The sequence below is a fragment of the Paenibacillus sp. FSL E2-0190 genome (assembly GCF_037992965.1).
GTDB classification, from domain to species: domain Bacteria; phylum Bacillota; class Bacilli; order Paenibacillales; family Paenibacillaceae; genus Paenibacillus_AQ; species Paenibacillus_AQ odorifer.
Genome location: NZ_CP150306.1, coordinates 4,702,257 through 4,718,064, shown reverse-complemented (window position 1 = coordinate 4,718,064; position 15,808 = coordinate 4,702,257). Strand labels below are relative to the sequence as shown.

Here is a 15,808-nt window from a genome sequence, read left to right as displayed (position 1 = left end):
GAGTCATATATGGAATGGACAATGGCACCTTCTGCGATGGCAATTGCAGCGGAGATTGTAATTTCCGAGTTAACCCAAAATGGTCACGAGGCTTATTGGGTTGGAGGATGTATTCGCGATGAGCTATTGGGTAGGCCAGTGCATGATATGGATATTACAACCTCAGCACTGCCAGAGGAAGTGATAGCTATCTTTGCGCGCAGTGTGCCAACAGGATTAGCTCATGGTACGGTCACCGTGATACAGGATGGTTGTGGGTTTGAAGTGACGACATACCGGACAGAGAGTGGTTATGTAGACCACCGTCGTCCTGAGCATGTTTTTTTCGTCAACGATGTGAAGGAGGATCTTCGTCGTCGTGATTTCACGATCAACGCGATTTGCTGTGGATTAAATGGGGAACTTATTGATCCTTTTGAGGGTGAGAAGGATCTACAGCTGCAGGTGATTCGCTGTGTAGGCGATGCGGAGGAGCGGTTTGACGAAGATGCACTTCGTATGCTTCGCTGCATTCGTTTTGCATCGGTGCTGGATTTCTCCATCGCGAAGAACACGTGGAGGGGCCTGATGCGCCAGCGGGATAAGCTGGCGCATATTGCTGTGGAGCGTGTCCGCGCGGAGCTGGACCGCATCGTCGAGGGGCCGCATCCTCTGCGCGGCCTCGGCATGCTAGCGCGCTGCGAGCTGCTGGCGCGCGGCAAAGCCCCGTTCCCCTGGACCGGAACCGATATGGCGGCTGCCGCTGCCTCAACGGCCGGGATCGGGGAACTGGAGAGCGCCCGCCTGCGGTGGGCGCTTCTCCTCCATGCCCTGAAGCAATCGGCCCAAGAGGCCGATGTGCTGCTGCGGGCATGGACGTTCTCGGGGACGACACGGAGCGGCGTCGTCCAGGTGCTGCGGGTCCGCGAAGCTTGGACCGCTGCGATAGAGGCCATGCCGCCCGGTACGGGCGGCATGGAAGGTCTGCGGCGGCAATGGATCGCCGCCGTGCTGGCCTTTGGCGTGGAAGCCGCCGAAGGGTGGCTCTCGCTGCTGGCGATCCTGCCAGCCGCCGCACCTTCGCTTCCCGCTGTGGTTTCACTGGCGGCCTCTTCTGCCTTTTCCGTCGTGGAATCGACAGAGGCCTCAACAACACCTGCCGCTGTAAATGTACAAGCGGCAAGAGAATGGATCGCTCAAATGCCGCTAACCAGCCTTTCAGAGCTTGAGATTACAGGCAATGAGCTGGTGGGGGCTTTGGACAAACGTCCGGGACCATGGCTAGGCAAAATGTTAAATGGACTCCTGCAAGCGGTCGCTTCAGGTGATTTACCTAACGATAAACAATTATTACTGCTTGAAGCAAAAAGGATGGATGGACATGAGCGATGATAAAGCGCTGTCGCTAACTGAGCTGAAGCGAGAGACCTCCGCTTCGAATTGGGTAGGCGACATTCAGTTGCTGGAATCTGTGGTGTCCACTCAAGAAGAAGCTAAGTTTTTAGCGGAAAACGGCGCGCCGGAAGGGACAACTGTCATCGCGGAAGAACAGACGGGCGCCCGAGGCCGAATGGGAAGAAAGTGGTTTTCTCCCCGTGGCAAGGGCATTTGGATGAGTATTGTGTTACGGCCCCAATTACCCTTGTCGGAGACTCCGCAGCTGACATTGCTGGCTGGGGTTGCCGTCTGTAAGGCAATTCGACGGGTAACAGGTGTAGATGCCGGCATCAAATGGCCGAATGATCTGCTCGCAGGCGGTCGTAAGATTTGTGGGATTTTACTGGAATCTTCTCTAAGAGAAGGGGAGCTTCATTATTGCATTGCTGGAATTGGCATTTCCGCGAACATGACAGAGGAAGATTATCCTGATCATCTGCAGGAGGTCGCGACTTCACTTCGGATTGAGCGGGGGGGTGCTCCAGTTGACCGTTCTGAGCTGGTAAAAGCAGTTTTGGACGAGCTGGAGATGCATTACGATTTGTACATGAAGCAAGGTTTTAAACCCATCAAAGAACTATGGGAGTCCATGTCAGTGACTTTGGGCCGCCAGATCGCACTGAATAGCCCTCAGGGGCGTTCCGAAGGTGTGGTAGTAGGTTTGGATGAAATAGGTGGTCTGCTGCTTAAAAACAGCTTAGGAGAGATCTCTAACGTATGCTCAGGTGAAATTGAACTTTTATAATATTTTTTATATGACAAGGGTATCATCCCTTGTCATATTTTTTTCGTGTAATTCCGAGCTTTTTTTGTTATACTATGGGTCGGAGGCGGTATCGTTTAACGAACTGTACTCTTGAACTGAAGAACTTTTTTATATTTTTATTATTGGAAATACCTTCATAACTGCGTTTGACGGTTACGTTGGATTCTGCTCTGAGCCGTAAGGACCGAGACAGAAGGGACGATCGCAAGTGACTCTTTTTTGCCCTTCGGACCTTTTTAGCAAATGATTGCTAAAAGGTTTTTTTGTTGCGATTTTTACGGGCAGGTTACTTAAAAAAGGAGGACGAAAAGAGAAATGGCAAACAAACAAGCGCTAAATATTGTAAAAATGAAAAAAATGAAAGCAGAAGGTGTGCCACTGAGCATGCTGACCGCTTATGATTATCCGTCTGCAGTTCTTGCAGAAGAAGCAGGTATCGACCTTATTTTGGTTGGTGACTCTCTTGGGAATGTAGTCCTTGGATACGATACAACTTTACCGGTAACGATTGAAGATATGGTGTACCATACCCGCTCGGTAACTCGAGGAGCACAAAGCACCTTTATCGTGGCGGATATGCCATTTATGACTTATCACGGAAGTGTAGATGAAACTCTGCGGGGAGTGCGCAGATTAATGCAGGAAGGGCGGGCTCATGCCGTCAAAATGGAAGGTGGACTCGAGATTTGTGAGACTGTAGCTACGGTGGTAGCTGCGGGAGTCCCTGTACTGGGACATATCGGGCTTACTCCGCAATCCGTGAATATGATTGGTGGCTACCGGATTCAAGGCAAAGATGCCAAAGATGCGCAACGCCTGATGGATGAAGCTAAGGCGCTTGAGGCCGCAGGTGCTTTTGCAATCGTTCTGGAGCTGGTAACGGAAGAAGTAGCCCAAGCGATCTCTGAAGCGCTTAGCATCCCAACCATTGGGATCGGTGCAGGCCGTTACTGTGATGGACAGGTATTGGTTTTCCATGATTTGCTGCGGTATGCCTCACCTTACCGTGAGAAACGTTTTGTCAAAACCTATGCGGATGTGGGTAATGTAATCCGTGAGGGCATCAGCCAATATGTGAAGGAAGTGAAGGAACGTTCCTTCCCAGATGAAAGTCACGTTTTTAATGCAGATGAAACGGTTTTGGAATCTTTATATGGCGCTGCAAGAAAGGAAGGGAAATAAATGAGAGTCGTCAGAAGCATGGAGCAGCTGCGCGAAGCTTTGGAGTATATGAGACAAGGCGGGCACGCCCCGATTGGGTTCGTTCCTACGATGGGATACTTGCATGACGGACATGCCAGTCTGCTTCGCCGGGCTGGAGAAATGAGCAACACAGTGGTAATGAGCATTTTTGTGAATCCTTTGCAATTCGGGCCAAACGAGGATTATGATTCCTATCCGCGTGACGAGCGTCGTGATTTGGAACTCGCTGAACGTGAGGGAGTAGATATTGTATTTATCCCCAGTGTGGAAGAAATGTATCCGCAGCCTACTCGGACTACGGTCTCGGTATCGGAGCTTACTACCCGTCTTTGTGGGGCTTCCCGCCCTGGGCATTTTGATGGTGTAACCACAGTGGTTAATAAATTCTTCAATATCGTACAGCCGGATTATGCTTTCTTTGGGCTGAAGGATGCTCAACAAGTTGCTGTGCTTCGCCGAATGGTGTCCGATCTTAATATGAATGTCGAAATTATTCCTTGTCCGATCGTTCGTGAAGGGGATGGACTTGCACTCAGCTCACGTAACGTATTCTTGTCTCCAGAGGAGCGTAGTCAGGCATTGGTGTTATCTCGTTCCTTACGTGAAGCACGTCAGTCTATTGAAGAAGGAAAAGTAACAACCGTTGCTGAAGTGCGGGAATTGTTGACATCGGTTATTTCCAGCTCTCCTCTAGCGGTGATTGATTATGCGGAGATCTTAACATTCCCTGATCTTGAAGGATTAGAGGATGAAGCTCTTTTATCAGAAGTGGATGGGGAAATTATAATAGCGCTCGCCGTGAAGTTTGGCAGAACACGCTTGATTGATAATAATGTATTTATTCCAAAGGAGGTTGCTGCACTTGTTTAGACATATGATGAAATCCAAAATTCACCGCGCAACAGTAACGGAAGCGAATTTGAACTATGTAGGCAGTATTACCATTGATGAGAGCTTGATGGAAGCCGCGGACATTCTTGAGAATGAAAAAGTTCAAATTGTGGATAACAACAATGGTTCGCGACTGGAAACCTATGTAATCCCTGGACCGCGCGGAAGCGGAGTGATCTGTCTTAATGGTGCCGCAGCTCGTCTTGTTCAGCCGGGCGATACAGTAATTATCATTTCCTATGCGATGTTGTCCTCGGAAGAACTGGAGTCACATAAGCCAACGGTGGTATTCGTGGATGAGAATAACAAACCAGTGAAGCTGGCTGATCATGAATTGCATGCTACAATCGCTTAATGTAAGGACTTACGCCATGTAATGAATGGCAGGGATGAAAGACCCCGATCTCGCAGAAAATGAAGTCAGGCAAGCTGAACTGATTTCATCTTCAGTAAGGGGGGATCGCCCATGTTTCAACATTTGTTTGCTGAAATGAACAAGGTGCTTCAGGAGATCGTAACAGATTACCCTACAGCGGAGGGTGCCCGCCGGAACGAGCTTTTATGCAATTATAATATGCTGCATAGACTGAGCGACAAAGTGATGGATGAATGGCTCGCTTTTGCTGAGAAGCTTAGTTCCTTTCGCGAAAGTGCGGATTTTACAGCAGTGGTCGAAGAGGAAGTGCCGGAACAGGAAGCACCAGAGCTATGTATGGATTCCTTTGTAAGAGGTCAGGGGTATTATAAGCTGCTGATGTATGGAAAGTGTATTGATCAGTTTAAAGAAGTTATTGCGCAATACCCGGATAGCTTGGCTGCTCGATTATATTTAGCCATCTCTTATCTGCAGGAAGGTGACGGTGAGGCCGCTTGGGGTCATCTGAACCATATGCTGGGCTTGATACGGGAAACCAAGCTGAAAGCCATGGTTTATAATGCTTTAGGCTGCATACGAGCCTCACAGGAACGTTTCAATGAAGCGCAGGAATTATTTGATCTTGCTTTGCAGCATGACCCTGCGCTTCCGGAACCAAACGTTAACTTAGAGGTATGCCGCCGTCGTGGAGGGAAGCTGCATTTTGGAAATCAGCTGGTTTCCCTTTTGTAAAAGAATAACGGTTTTGGAAATTTCCATTCAAGCGATGCATCCCCTGAACCAGTGGTGTGCATCGCCTTTTTTCGCAACTTCTGTTATGCTGATTAAGAGTCTCAATTGAAAGGGAATAGAATTATAATGAAATTTGCCGTGCTTGATTTTGAAACAACAGGAACCCAATCCGTGGGTGAAATTATCCAGGTTGGCCTTGCAATTATAGAAGAAGACCGGTCCATCTCCCGGGTATATGGTTCCTATGTCAAGCCCGGAACGCCGATTCCTCCTTTTATAACAGGTCTGACGGGGATTACCGATGATGATGTTAAGGATGCGCCTGAGCTGGATGAGATGATGATGGAGCTTGTTCCGCTCTTGGATGATGTTGTGCTTGTAGGGCATAATGTCGCTTTCGACTTCCATTTTTTACAAAATGCTTTAGATCGTTGTGGTTATTTGCCATTTCAAGGGCGGATTTTGGATACGATTGATTTTCTGAAAATTTGCTTTCCTTCGCTCACATCTTATCAACTAGGCTCTGTCAGTGCTCATTTTGGAGTGACACATGATCGTCCGCACCAGGCAGATAGTGATGCACTTGCGACTGCTTTAGTGCTGCTGAAATGTCTGGAGGAGCTCTACGAGCTGCCGCTGCTTACGATCCAGAGACTCTGTGAGCTGTTTACCGAAGAGGATAGTGATCTGGGCTGGTACTTTGATGGTCTGCTGCGAGAGCGGGAAGCGGAAACGCTACAGCCCGAAGGTGATCTGACTTTCTATCGTCAATTAGCGCTTGCAGTAGGAGATTGGACGGAGTTAGCGCCACCTAGAGATGAGCATGCTGAGAATCCACTAGCGAATTTATCTTTTACTGATTATATGGACGAAGTAACCAAACGACTTAAAGACACATTACCGCAGTATGAAAGCCGGGAAGCTCAGGATATTATGATCAATGAGGTGATGACGGCACTTGCCGAAGACAAACACCTACTGATCGAAGCGGGCACAGGAACCGGTAAATCGCTCGGTTATTTGTTGCCTGCCATTTATCAAAGCGTTCGCACCAATGAAAAAGTCATGGTCAGCACTCATACCATTAATCTGCAGGACCAATTGCGCGAGCGGGATATCCCTTTGTTAACGCAGGTAGTTCCTTTTCCGTTTAAAGCTGCTATTTTTAAGGGAAGAGGGCATTATTTGTGTCTGCGTAAGTTTGAGCATAAAATTAATAAAAAGGACTTTATAAGCCCAAGGGAAGATGCGCTTACTGCCGCTCAGATGATTGTATGGCTCACTCAAAGTGAATCAGGGGATGATGAAGAGCTGAATTTAAGCGGCCGGGGCGGTGATTTCTGGGAGACGGTGGCAAGCGATACCGATTCCTGTCTGGGCCGTTCTTGTCCTTGGTTCCGCAAATGTTATTATCATAGGGCCAAGCATGAAGCTGGGATTGCTGACGTGGTTATTACGAACCACTCCAAGCTATTCGCAGATGTTAAGGCTGGGCACCAGCTGCTTCCGGCTTACGAGCATCTTGTCATTGATGAAGCACATCATTTAGAAGATGTGGCTGGTAAACATCTTGGCATGCATATGAAGCATTTCACTGTGGCACACACATTATCGCGGCTGTATAAAGATAGCCGAAACGGACAGCTTCCTGCTCTTCGTCAAATATTACAGTCGTCAGGCAGTGAAGAGGCTTCAGAATGGAGCGGAGTCATCGATCGGATCTACCCGGATCTGCTTACCGTCAAAGAAACCTGGGATGCACTCAGCGACAAGCTGTTCAGCCTTTTGCCGGAACGCAGTGATGCAGGGGCAGGGGAAGCGGGACAACTGGTTATGCGGTTGATTCCCGCCCGTAAGCCGAAGGATTGGGATGAATTGGTTGCACTAGAGAACACTATGAATCTGACGTTAAGCGACATCATCCGTAAGGGTGATAAAATGCTTAACGAGATGCGCGACCAGGAAAGCCAATCCTCAGCAGACAGTCTTGTTACTGATATTAGCGGTTTATTTAAGGATTTGGCTTCCATCCGTGAGCAAGTAAGATTCTTTATGGGGCTGAATGACGATAATGTAGTATATTGGCTGGAGGCAAATGGAAATTACCGCAGCAAATCACTGCAGATGTATGCCGTCCCTGTGGATGTTAGCAGCCAGCTTAAAGAGTTGTTCTTCGATAAGAAAAAAAGCATCGTGCTTACCTCGGCGACGCTGTCTGTAGATAAGTCTTTTCAATTTATGATTGATAATCTCGGACTTAACGAAGCTGCGGAAGAAGGACGTCTAATGACCTCACTTCTTCCTTCTCCCTTTAAGTATCGCGAGCAGGCACTGTTAGTTATACCGCGTGATTTTCCTAGTGTGAAGGGCAGTGTGGGCGATGCTCGATTTGTCGATACACTCGTACAGTCATTATCGGAAGCTGCTAAAACAACACGTGGGCGGATGCTGGTTCTGTTTACTTCTTATAAAATGCTGCGTCAGGTATATGATCCGCTTAAAGAGGCTTTAGCCTCACAAGAGATTACGGTGCTTGGTCAAGGCGTAGAAGGTGGCAGCCGGAGCAAGCTGATCCGCCGCTTTCAGGACAGTGCAGCATCCGTATTGCTGGGGACGAGCAGCTTCTGGGAAGGTGTAGATATTCCAGGTGAAGCACTGACTTGCCTGGCCATCGTGAGACTTCCATTTCAACCGCCGAATCACCCGTTGGCGGAAGCAAAGTCGGAGTTATTACAGGCCCAGAAGAAGAATCCGTTCATGAAATTATCTGTTCCTCAAGCGGTTATTCGTTTTAAGCAGGGATTCGGAAGACTGGTTCGCACGGCGCAGGATCGCGGAATAGTTATTGTTTATGATACAAGGGTTATTGAATCTCATTACGGGAAGTATTTCCTTTATTCATTGCCTGGTCCCAAAATGGAGCATATGCTTACTGATCAAATGGTCCCACGCATAGCGGAATGGCTAGAGGATGGCGGCGCTTCTTAAAACGCTCGTCTTCAGTTTAGCTCCTCCTTATCCTTAAGGGCGGTGTGTTACAGTACCGTCCTTAATAAGGAGAGGTAGACGTTTGAATATGGATTTTCACAAGAACATTACTATTTTTAGGAGGAAAAATATGAAATCGGATAAAATATCAGAAGCCGTTGTTCGCAGATTACCTGTGTACTTGCGTTTTTTGAATGATCTCCAGAATCGCGAAATATTAACAGTTTCCTCTCAGGAACTTGGACAAAAGCTTGATCTTAATCCCGCACAGATTCGTAAGGATTTAGCATATTTTGGTGACTTCGGCAGAAAAGGTATCGGCTATGATGTAACGTATCTTATTGAGAAAATCCGTCATATCCTGAAGCTGGATCAACAGCTTAATGTAGCTTTAGTTGGAGCAGGTAATCTCGGACATGCCTTGTCTAATTACAATGCATATCTTAAAGATACTATGAAAATCACGGCTATATTTGATTCGTACGCTCCTAAGGTTGGACGTAAGATCAACTCCCTTACTGTGCAACCGATGGATGAACTAGGCAGCACGATTCGTGAGCAAGGTATTCGCATTGCCATTATTACCGTACCTGATTCAGAAGCTCAAAATGTAGCAGATATTCTCATTTCTTCTGGGATTGAAGCGATTTTGAACTTTGCCCCTGTGATTCTGAAGACACCACCGAATATCCGGGTGCATGCAGCTGATTTTACAACTGATCTGCAAAGTCTTGCTTATTACTTGCGGGATGGAAAGGAAGAAAGCGAACATGAACAACAATAAAACGATAATTAAGGGCGGGTATTTTCTGACTCCGGGAACGGATGAGCCGGTTCTGAGTGGATATATGACTATTGAAGATGATTTAATCACTTACATAGGAAAAGAAGAGCCTCAGATGGAAGCTGGAGTGCAAGTGGTTGATGGCAGCCGTCTGCTGTTCATGCCTGGACTTGTAAACACACATGGTCATGCGGCGATGTCTTTGCTGCGTGGATATGGAGATGATTTAGCGCTACAAGTGTGGCTTCAGGAGAAGATGTGGCCAATGGAGGAAAAGTTCACCGGTGATGATGTATACTGGGGAACCTCCTTATCTGTATTGGAAATGCTGAAGGGTGGAACTACGACCTTCCTCGATATGTATGATCATATGGACCGAGTAGCCGAGGTAGCTGAGTTATCAGGTATCCGTTCCGTATTGATGCGTGGTGTGATCGGGTTATGTCCAGAGGATGTACAGAATCACAAGCTTGCGGAAGCGATTTCTTTTGCCCGTAACTGGCATGGAAAGGCTGAAGGTAGAATTACTACTATGATCTCGCCGCACGCCCCTTATACTTGCCCTCCGGACTTCCTGGTTAAGTTCGTGCAGGCAGCGCATGATCTGGATTTACCGATGCATACGCATATGTCCGAAACGAAACGTGAAGTGGAACAAAATGTGGCGGATTACGGGTTGCGTCCTGTAGCTCACTTAGAGAAGCTTGGCATGTTCACACGTCCCTCGATAGTTGCACATGGTGTTCATTTAAATGATGAAGAGATTGAGATCTTGGCTCGCCATAATGTGGGTGTATCTCATAATCCGGGCAGTAATTTGAAGCTGGCTAGCGGAGTGGCTCGGGTTACTGATCTTCTAAAAGCTGGTGTGAAGGTGTCTCTTGGCACGGATGGCGCGGCAAGCAACAATAACTTGGATATGTTTGAAGAGATGCGGCTTGCAGCTCTCATTCATAAGGGTGTCAGCGGTGATCCAACGGCTGTTCCAGCTCCAGAGGCTCTGCGTATGGCTACAGAATATGGCGTGCAGTCCATCTTTTTAAATAATGTAGGCAGACTTGCTGTAGGGATGAAAGCAGATTTCATTGCTATTGATATCGATCAGCCGCATTTGCTGCCACACACAGATCTGTTGTCTCATGCAGTTTACTCTGCTAGCGCTAAGGATGTTGAGCATGTGTGGGTGAATGGTAAACAGGTCATCAAGCATGGACAATGCTTAACCCTGGATGAGGAAGCTATCCGGCGTAAAGCGCAAGAAGCCTTCGAAGGTTTATTGAAGCGTTAAGTCTGGAGAATAACGAATAAATAATAGGCTGCGACTTTTTGCTTTTAGCAAAAGTTGCGGCCTTTTGTGTATTTTTAAGGCTGGGAAAGCTAGAAAATTATGAAATTTTGGATAAACGCGCGGGTGTGTTATATAATCAAAAAAGATATATTACTAGAAAGGGAGCTGTACCTTGAAGAAAAGGAAAAAATGGATCCTCCTGGGGTCAGTTCTGATTCTGCTCCTGGGGTTTGGACTTATCCAGTTCTATGCCTATATTATGAAAGATCAATGGAACGAGCGTGATATCGCTAAGGATGTTGCCAAAACCAGAGCGGGTCTAACAGAGGTAACTAAAGCACAAAAATCGGTTTGGGATGAAAATGCAGTGTACTGGGTTTTAACAGGAAAAAATGAAGCCGGGACTGCTCTTATGGTCTGGGTCCGCTTTACGGTAGATGGAAAATTTGCTGAAGGCGACGACGCAGTGTTTGCTGAGGAACTAAGTAAAGGAACCTCGGAAGCCCAAATACGCGGCATTATCAAAGCTGATCTTCCGGACATAACGATTGAACGCTTGCTGCCGGGAGTATATAACGGAGAGTATGCTTGGCAGCTTTTTTATAAACAGAGCGGTCGGTATTATTATCAATTTTATCGCTTTTCGGATGGGTCCCGAATGGGCGAAGGTTACAGTTTACCTAAAAGTTAAGCTGAACATAAGGAAATTAAGGGTGGCATAGTAAACAAGCGAACTTATTATAAGTTCGCTTGTTTACATTTATTTGATGTACAAAAGTGATATACTAAGTGATATACTGAATGGGTGGTTATCACCGAATATTCTCTTATATTCACATACGAAAATAGGCCGATTGATTAAAAATCAAGGCCGATTTTGTCGAAAGTGAGGAATTTATTTGGTATTGATGGAAATATTTAAAAAATTAAATTTTAAATATATTCACATTTATTTTGAAATTAGTATATACACCTGTGATATACTACTACTTGTAATTAGAACAGCAATAAGAGACTTCAGTCTCTCTGATGAGCTCTCAAGTAGCTATAAATTATTATAATGAGCTTTATATTTTGTCATCTTTGAGAGGAGGACGTTTCTTGAAATTACGTCTTGTACCTGTGCTGATAACGTCTCTACTGTCGGCTACTCTATTGTTTGGTGGCTTCTTTTTGTATCGTCAGTTTGCAATGCAGGAACCACTTCAGAAGATTGTATCTCAATATGAGGGCGTCAATAATTCTCATATCAGTATTAACCGCAATGAGGTCACTTTGAAACTTGATCTCCAGCCAGGCACGAAATTACGTGAACTGGTTCAGTACGTCTCCCAAGAAGGAAAATCGATGATTGATGGACGTACACTAAAACTTGATGTAGAACAGAACTCCAGTGAACTGCTGGATGAATACTGGGATAAAGCGATGTTCTCTGTAGCCGAAGCCATGGAGAGCCGTAAATATACACTTATACCCACAGAACTTGATGGACTCAAAGCGCAATATCCGCAATATAAAAATGTGATAGCCTCAACAGAAATTGATGACAATAATGTCTATGTAAGCTTGAGTAATGGAAAAGAAAGCAAATTTATTATTTTGCCGCGTAAACCTGCGACATTGGGGGTATGGAATAATGCCTAAATACCTTAAAGAAATTCTAATCGGATTTATTCCTGTCTTGTTTATTTTTATGGCTTTTCTAGGCATTAATATATTCCCGATTGTAATTGCTGCTGGGATGCTCACGGCCTTACTTATCATTGCTCATTTAAGAGGCGGACTTGCGGTAAATGCAGGTGCCGGGAAGAAACGCAAGAAGGATGGACCTTCAAAGCTTACTTTTGAAGAAATTGGCGGGCAAGACAATGCAAAACAGGAGCTTCGTGAAGCGTTGGATTTTTTGATCCGGCATGAGGAAATCAGCAAATTCGGGATTCGGCCTTTGAAAGGGATTCTGCTTACAGGCCCTCCAGGAACAGGTAAGACCCTTATGGCTAGAGCAGCAGCACATTATACAAACTCTGTATTTGTGGCAGCATCAGGCAGTGAGTTTGTAGAAATGTACGTAGGTGTCGGTGCCGGCCGTATCCGCGATTTGTTTAAGGATGCCCGTACCCGCGCCCTTAAGGAAAACAAGCAAAGCGCTATTATTTTCATAGATGAAATTGACGTAATTGGCGGTAAGCGTGAGGGCGGACAGCAGCGAGAATATGATCAGACCTTGAATCAGCTGTTGACTGAGATGGACGGGATCTATAACAACGAAACACCACGCATTCTACTGGTAGCAGCCACTAACCGTAAAGAAATGCTTGATTCAGCATTGCTGCGTCCTGGCCGGTTTGACCGTCATATTCAAGTGGACATGCCTGATAAAAAAGGCCGCAGATCGATTCTCGAATTGCATGCCAAAAATAAGCCGCTTCATGCCAATGTGAACCTCGACAAAATTTCCGAAGAAGCCTATGGTTTTTCCGGTGCTCAGCTCGAAAGTGTTATGAATGAGGCAGCAATTTATATGATGCGTGAGGAATTGACAGAGGTTGAGCAGCGGCATCTGTCGATGGCGATTGACAAGGTTATGATGGGGGAAAAAACGGACAGAGAAACTAACCACGAAGAGAAAAAACGGGTGGCGATCCACGAATTGGGACATGCCATTATGGCAGAACTGCTTCGTCCGGGAAGTGTCAGTCAGGTTACGCTGACTCCGCGGGGGCAAGCCCTTGGTTATGTACGTCACAATCCTCAGCAAGAGCAGTATCTGTACACCAAAGATTATCTCGAAGATCAGATTATGATCGCACTTGGTGGAGCGGCTGCAGAAGAAATGTATTATGGCGGACGAAGCACAGGTTCACGTGGCGATTTTGATCAGGCCCTGAATATTGTCGAAACCATGATGAAATCCGGATTGACTTCGTTGGGTATTGCCAAGCTGGAAATGGTTACCACTGAAGAGCTTATGAAGGAAAACAGTAAAATATTGGACGAGTTGATGGTACGTACTCACGACCACCTTGAAAAGCAACGAAATGTATTTGATTACTCCCTTGACATTTTAATGAAGGAAGAAGTGCTCTCTGGAGAGCAATTTCGATGTCAATTTCGTGACAGCGTGCGTTTACCAGCATAAATATTTATGCTGGTTATTTTTTTTTACTTTTCAGGCATGCTAAGATATCATTATATGTCGGGCTTTATAAATTTTTGCGACAGACAAGGTACAATACAAAAGTATAGATACCTGAAAGGATGGAGACTTTTTTATGAATTTCAAGAAAATTGGTGTCATCGGCGGTGGCACAATGGGACAAGGGATTGCCGAAATGCTGGCAGCCAAGGGCCTGGATGTATTGCTGGTGGAGAAAACCCCTGAGAAACTGGACTACTCCTACGAAATGATCGAGACAAGTCTAGATAAGCAACTGGAGAAATGGGCGATCACTCAAGCTGAGAAGAAGCTGATTCTTAGCCGCATTCAAAAAGTGACACATTTCGCAGAGCTGAGCTCTTGTGACATGGTTATCGAAACAATCGTTGAGGATTTAGAAGAAAAGAAAAAAATATTGAATCAACTGGATCAAGTATGTCCAAACCACATTATTCTTGCCAGCAATACGTCAACACTTAGCTTGACTGAACTTGCAAGTTCTACAATGTATCCGGAACGCGTGATCGGAATGCATTTCATATACCCTGTAGCTAAAGTGGATCTTGTTGAAATTGTACGCGGTCTGAAAACTTCAGATGCTACTTTTGAAGATACAAAATCCTTTGTTGATGAAATTGTTGAGAAAAAAGGTGTAATGATTTATGAATCCCCAGGATTTGTAACATCACGCCTCATTTGCTTGTTTATCAACGAAGCTATGCATGTACTGCAAGAGGGCGTTGCCTCCGCACAGGATATTGACGATGCTATGCGTATTGGTTATCAATTCCAATATGGACCGCTTGAAATGGCTGACAGATTTGGTCTGGATTCGGTTCTTGCTGCACTCGAAAATATGTTCCGTGAATATGGTGAGCTGAAATATCGTCCTTCCACGATCCTTAAGAAGATGGTGCGTGCAGGACAATTAGGTATGAAATCAGGCGAAGGCTTCTTCCAGTACGACAAGGATGGTGACCGTATATGAATATTCTAGTAATTAACTCCGGTAGTTCTTCTTTAAAATATCAATTGTACAATATGGCTGATGAATCCGTTTTGGCTAAAGGTTTGGTGGAACGTATCGGGATGGATTCCTCCATTCTGAACCATAAACCTACTGGTAAAGCTGAAGTAACAGAAGTAAGTGAAATTTTGGAGCATAACACAGCGATTCGTAAAGTTCTAGCTTGCCTAACGGATAAAGAGCATGGCGTTATTGAATCCATTAAAGAAATCAATGCTGTGGGTCACCGTGTAGTACATGGTGGTGAATTCTTCAAAGCTTCCGCACTTGTGGACGCTGATGCCAAGACTAAAATTCGTCAGTTGTTTGACCTTGCACCCCTGCATAACCCAGCAGCAATGATGGGGATTACGGCTTCTGAAGTAAATATGCCGGGTGTACCGCAGGTTGTTGTATTCGATACTGCATTCCACCAAACAATGCCTGAAAAAGCTTATATGTACGCGATTCCTAGAGTACTGTACAATAAATATAAAGTTCGTCGTTATGGCGCACACGGTACATCACACGACTTCGTAAGCAAAGCTGCTGCGGAGTACTTGGAGCGTCCGTTGGAAGATCTGAAGATCATTACTTGTCATATCGGTAACGGAGGTAGTGTAACTGCAGTTCAAGATGGAGTGTCTGTGGATACTTCGATGGGTATGACTCCTCTGGAAGGTTTGATGATGGGGACTCGCAGTGGTGATCTTGATCCAGCAATTGTTCCTTACGTGATGAACAAGGAAGAATTGTCCGTAGGCGAAGTTAACTCCATGTTGAACAAACATAGTGGACTCCTAGCTATTTCGGGCGTAAGCAGTGATATGCGTGATATTATTGAGGGTATGGAAAAAGGTGAGCCTAATTCCACGCTAGCTTTTGAAATGTATGAGTACCGCTTGCGCAAGTATATCGGTTCTTATGCGGCTGCTATGAACGGTGTAGATGCTATCGTATTCACTGCTGGTGTTGGTGAAAATGCTTCATTGCTACGTGAGAAACTGCTAAATAACCTTACGTTCCTGGGTATTGAGTTGGATGTTGAAGCTAATAAAGTTCGCTCCGGCGACCCGCGTCGTATCTCTACGGTAGATTCCAAAGTGCAGGTGCTTGTAGTTCCGACTAACGAAGAGCTTGTCATCGCACGTGATACAAACCGTATTGTGCAAGGAATTAACGGCTAAATTAGAGGAGAGAT

Annotated in this window: 14 protein-coding genes; all 14 read left to right on the top strand. The window is 45.8% G+C overall.

Annotation, left to right across the window (positions count from 1 at the left end; translation table 11 throughout):
- The first annotated feature begins 9 nt into the window (after window positions 1-9).
- Window positions 10-1,371: a CCA tRNA nucleotidyltransferase gene (locus NST25_RS20795; protein WP_340392400.1), complete on the top strand. Its 1,362-nt coding sequence runs from the start codon at window positions 10-12 to the stop codon at window positions 1,369-1,371.
- A complete protein-coding gene (locus tag NST25_RS20790) occupies window positions 1,361-2,161 on the top strand; it encodes a biotin--[acetyl-CoA-carboxylase] ligase (RefSeq protein ID WP_340392399.1) in 801 nt (266 codons plus the stop codon). The genes NST25_RS20795 and NST25_RS20790 overlap by 11 nt, the downstream gene beginning before the upstream one ends.
- A gap of 336 nt (window positions 2,162-2,497) precedes the next feature.
- On the top strand, window positions 2,498-3,364 hold the full coding sequence (gene panB / locus NST25_RS20785; protein ID WP_076127540.1) for a 3-methyl-2-oxobutanoate hydroxymethyltransferase: 867 nt from the start codon (window positions 2,498-2,500) through the stop codon (window positions 3,362-3,364).
- Window positions 3,365-4,255: a pantoate--beta-alanine ligase gene (panC, locus tag NST25_RS20780; protein WP_076141304.1), complete on the top strand. Its 891-nt coding sequence runs from the start codon at window positions 3,365-3,367 to the stop codon at window positions 4,253-4,255.
- The gene (gene panD / locus NST25_RS20775) at window positions 4,248-4,631 is read left to right on the top strand and encodes an aspartate 1-decarboxylase (RefSeq protein WP_036676288.1); all 384 of its coding nucleotides are present in this window, start codon (window positions 4,248-4,250) and stop codon (window positions 4,629-4,631) included. Before panC ends, panD begins: the two co-directional genes overlap by 8 nt.
- Window positions 4,632-4,742: 111 nt before the next feature.
- Window positions 4,743-5,384 carry a hypothetical protein gene (locus NST25_RS20770; protein WP_076278335.1) on the top strand — a complete coding sequence of 214 codons (642 nt, stop codon included), beginning with the start codon at window positions 4,743-4,745 and terminating at the stop codon, window positions 5,382-5,384.
- 126 nt (window positions 5,385-5,510) lie between these two features.
- Window positions 5,511-8,372, top strand: a complete 2,862-nt coding sequence (dinG, locus tag NST25_RS20765; protein ID WP_076127545.1) for an ATP-dependent DNA helicase DinG — start codon at window positions 5,511-5,513, stop codon at window positions 8,370-8,372.
- Window positions 8,373-8,502: 130 nt separating this feature from the next.
- On the top strand, window positions 8,503-9,156 hold the full coding sequence (locus NST25_RS20760; RefSeq protein ID WP_036676294.1) for a redox-sensing transcriptional repressor Rex: 654 nt from the start codon (window positions 8,503-8,505) through the stop codon (window positions 9,154-9,156).
- Complete coding sequence (locus NST25_RS20755; protein WP_340392398.1) at window positions 9,143-10,444, top strand: amidohydrolase; 1,302 nt, start codon at window positions 9,143-9,145, stop codon at window positions 10,442-10,444. The genes NST25_RS20760 and NST25_RS20755 overlap by 14 nt, the downstream gene beginning before the upstream one ends.
- A gap of 172 nt (window positions 10,445-10,616) precedes the next feature.
- A complete protein-coding gene (locus NST25_RS20750; RefSeq protein WP_036676299.1) occupies window positions 10,617-11,135 on the top strand; it encodes a DUF5590 domain-containing protein in 519 nt (172 codons plus the stop codon).
- 410 nt (window positions 11,136-11,545) lie between these two features.
- Window positions 11,546-12,088, top strand: a complete 543-nt coding sequence (locus NST25_RS20745) for a hypothetical protein (RefSeq protein ID WP_076127549.1) — start codon at window positions 11,546-11,548, stop codon at window positions 12,086-12,088.
- Window positions 12,081-13,583, top strand: a complete 1,503-nt coding sequence (locus tag NST25_RS20740) for an AAA family ATPase (RefSeq protein ID WP_076127550.1) — start codon at window positions 12,081-12,083, stop codon at window positions 13,581-13,583. The genes NST25_RS20745 and NST25_RS20740 overlap by 8 nt, the downstream gene beginning before the upstream one ends.
- Before the next feature lie 133 nt (window positions 13,584-13,716).
- Window positions 13,717-14,589: a 3-hydroxyacyl-CoA dehydrogenase NAD-binding domain-containing protein gene (locus NST25_RS20735; RefSeq protein ID WP_036676304.1), complete on the top strand. Its 873-nt coding sequence runs from the start codon at window positions 13,717-13,719 to the stop codon at window positions 14,587-14,589.
- On the top strand, window positions 14,586-15,794 hold the full coding sequence (locus NST25_RS20730) for an acetate kinase (protein ID WP_036676305.1): 1,209 nt from the start codon (window positions 14,586-14,588) through the stop codon (window positions 15,792-15,794). The genes NST25_RS20735 and NST25_RS20730 overlap by 4 nt, the downstream gene beginning before the upstream one ends.
- The last annotated feature ends 14 nt before the right edge of the window (window positions 15,795-15,808 follow it).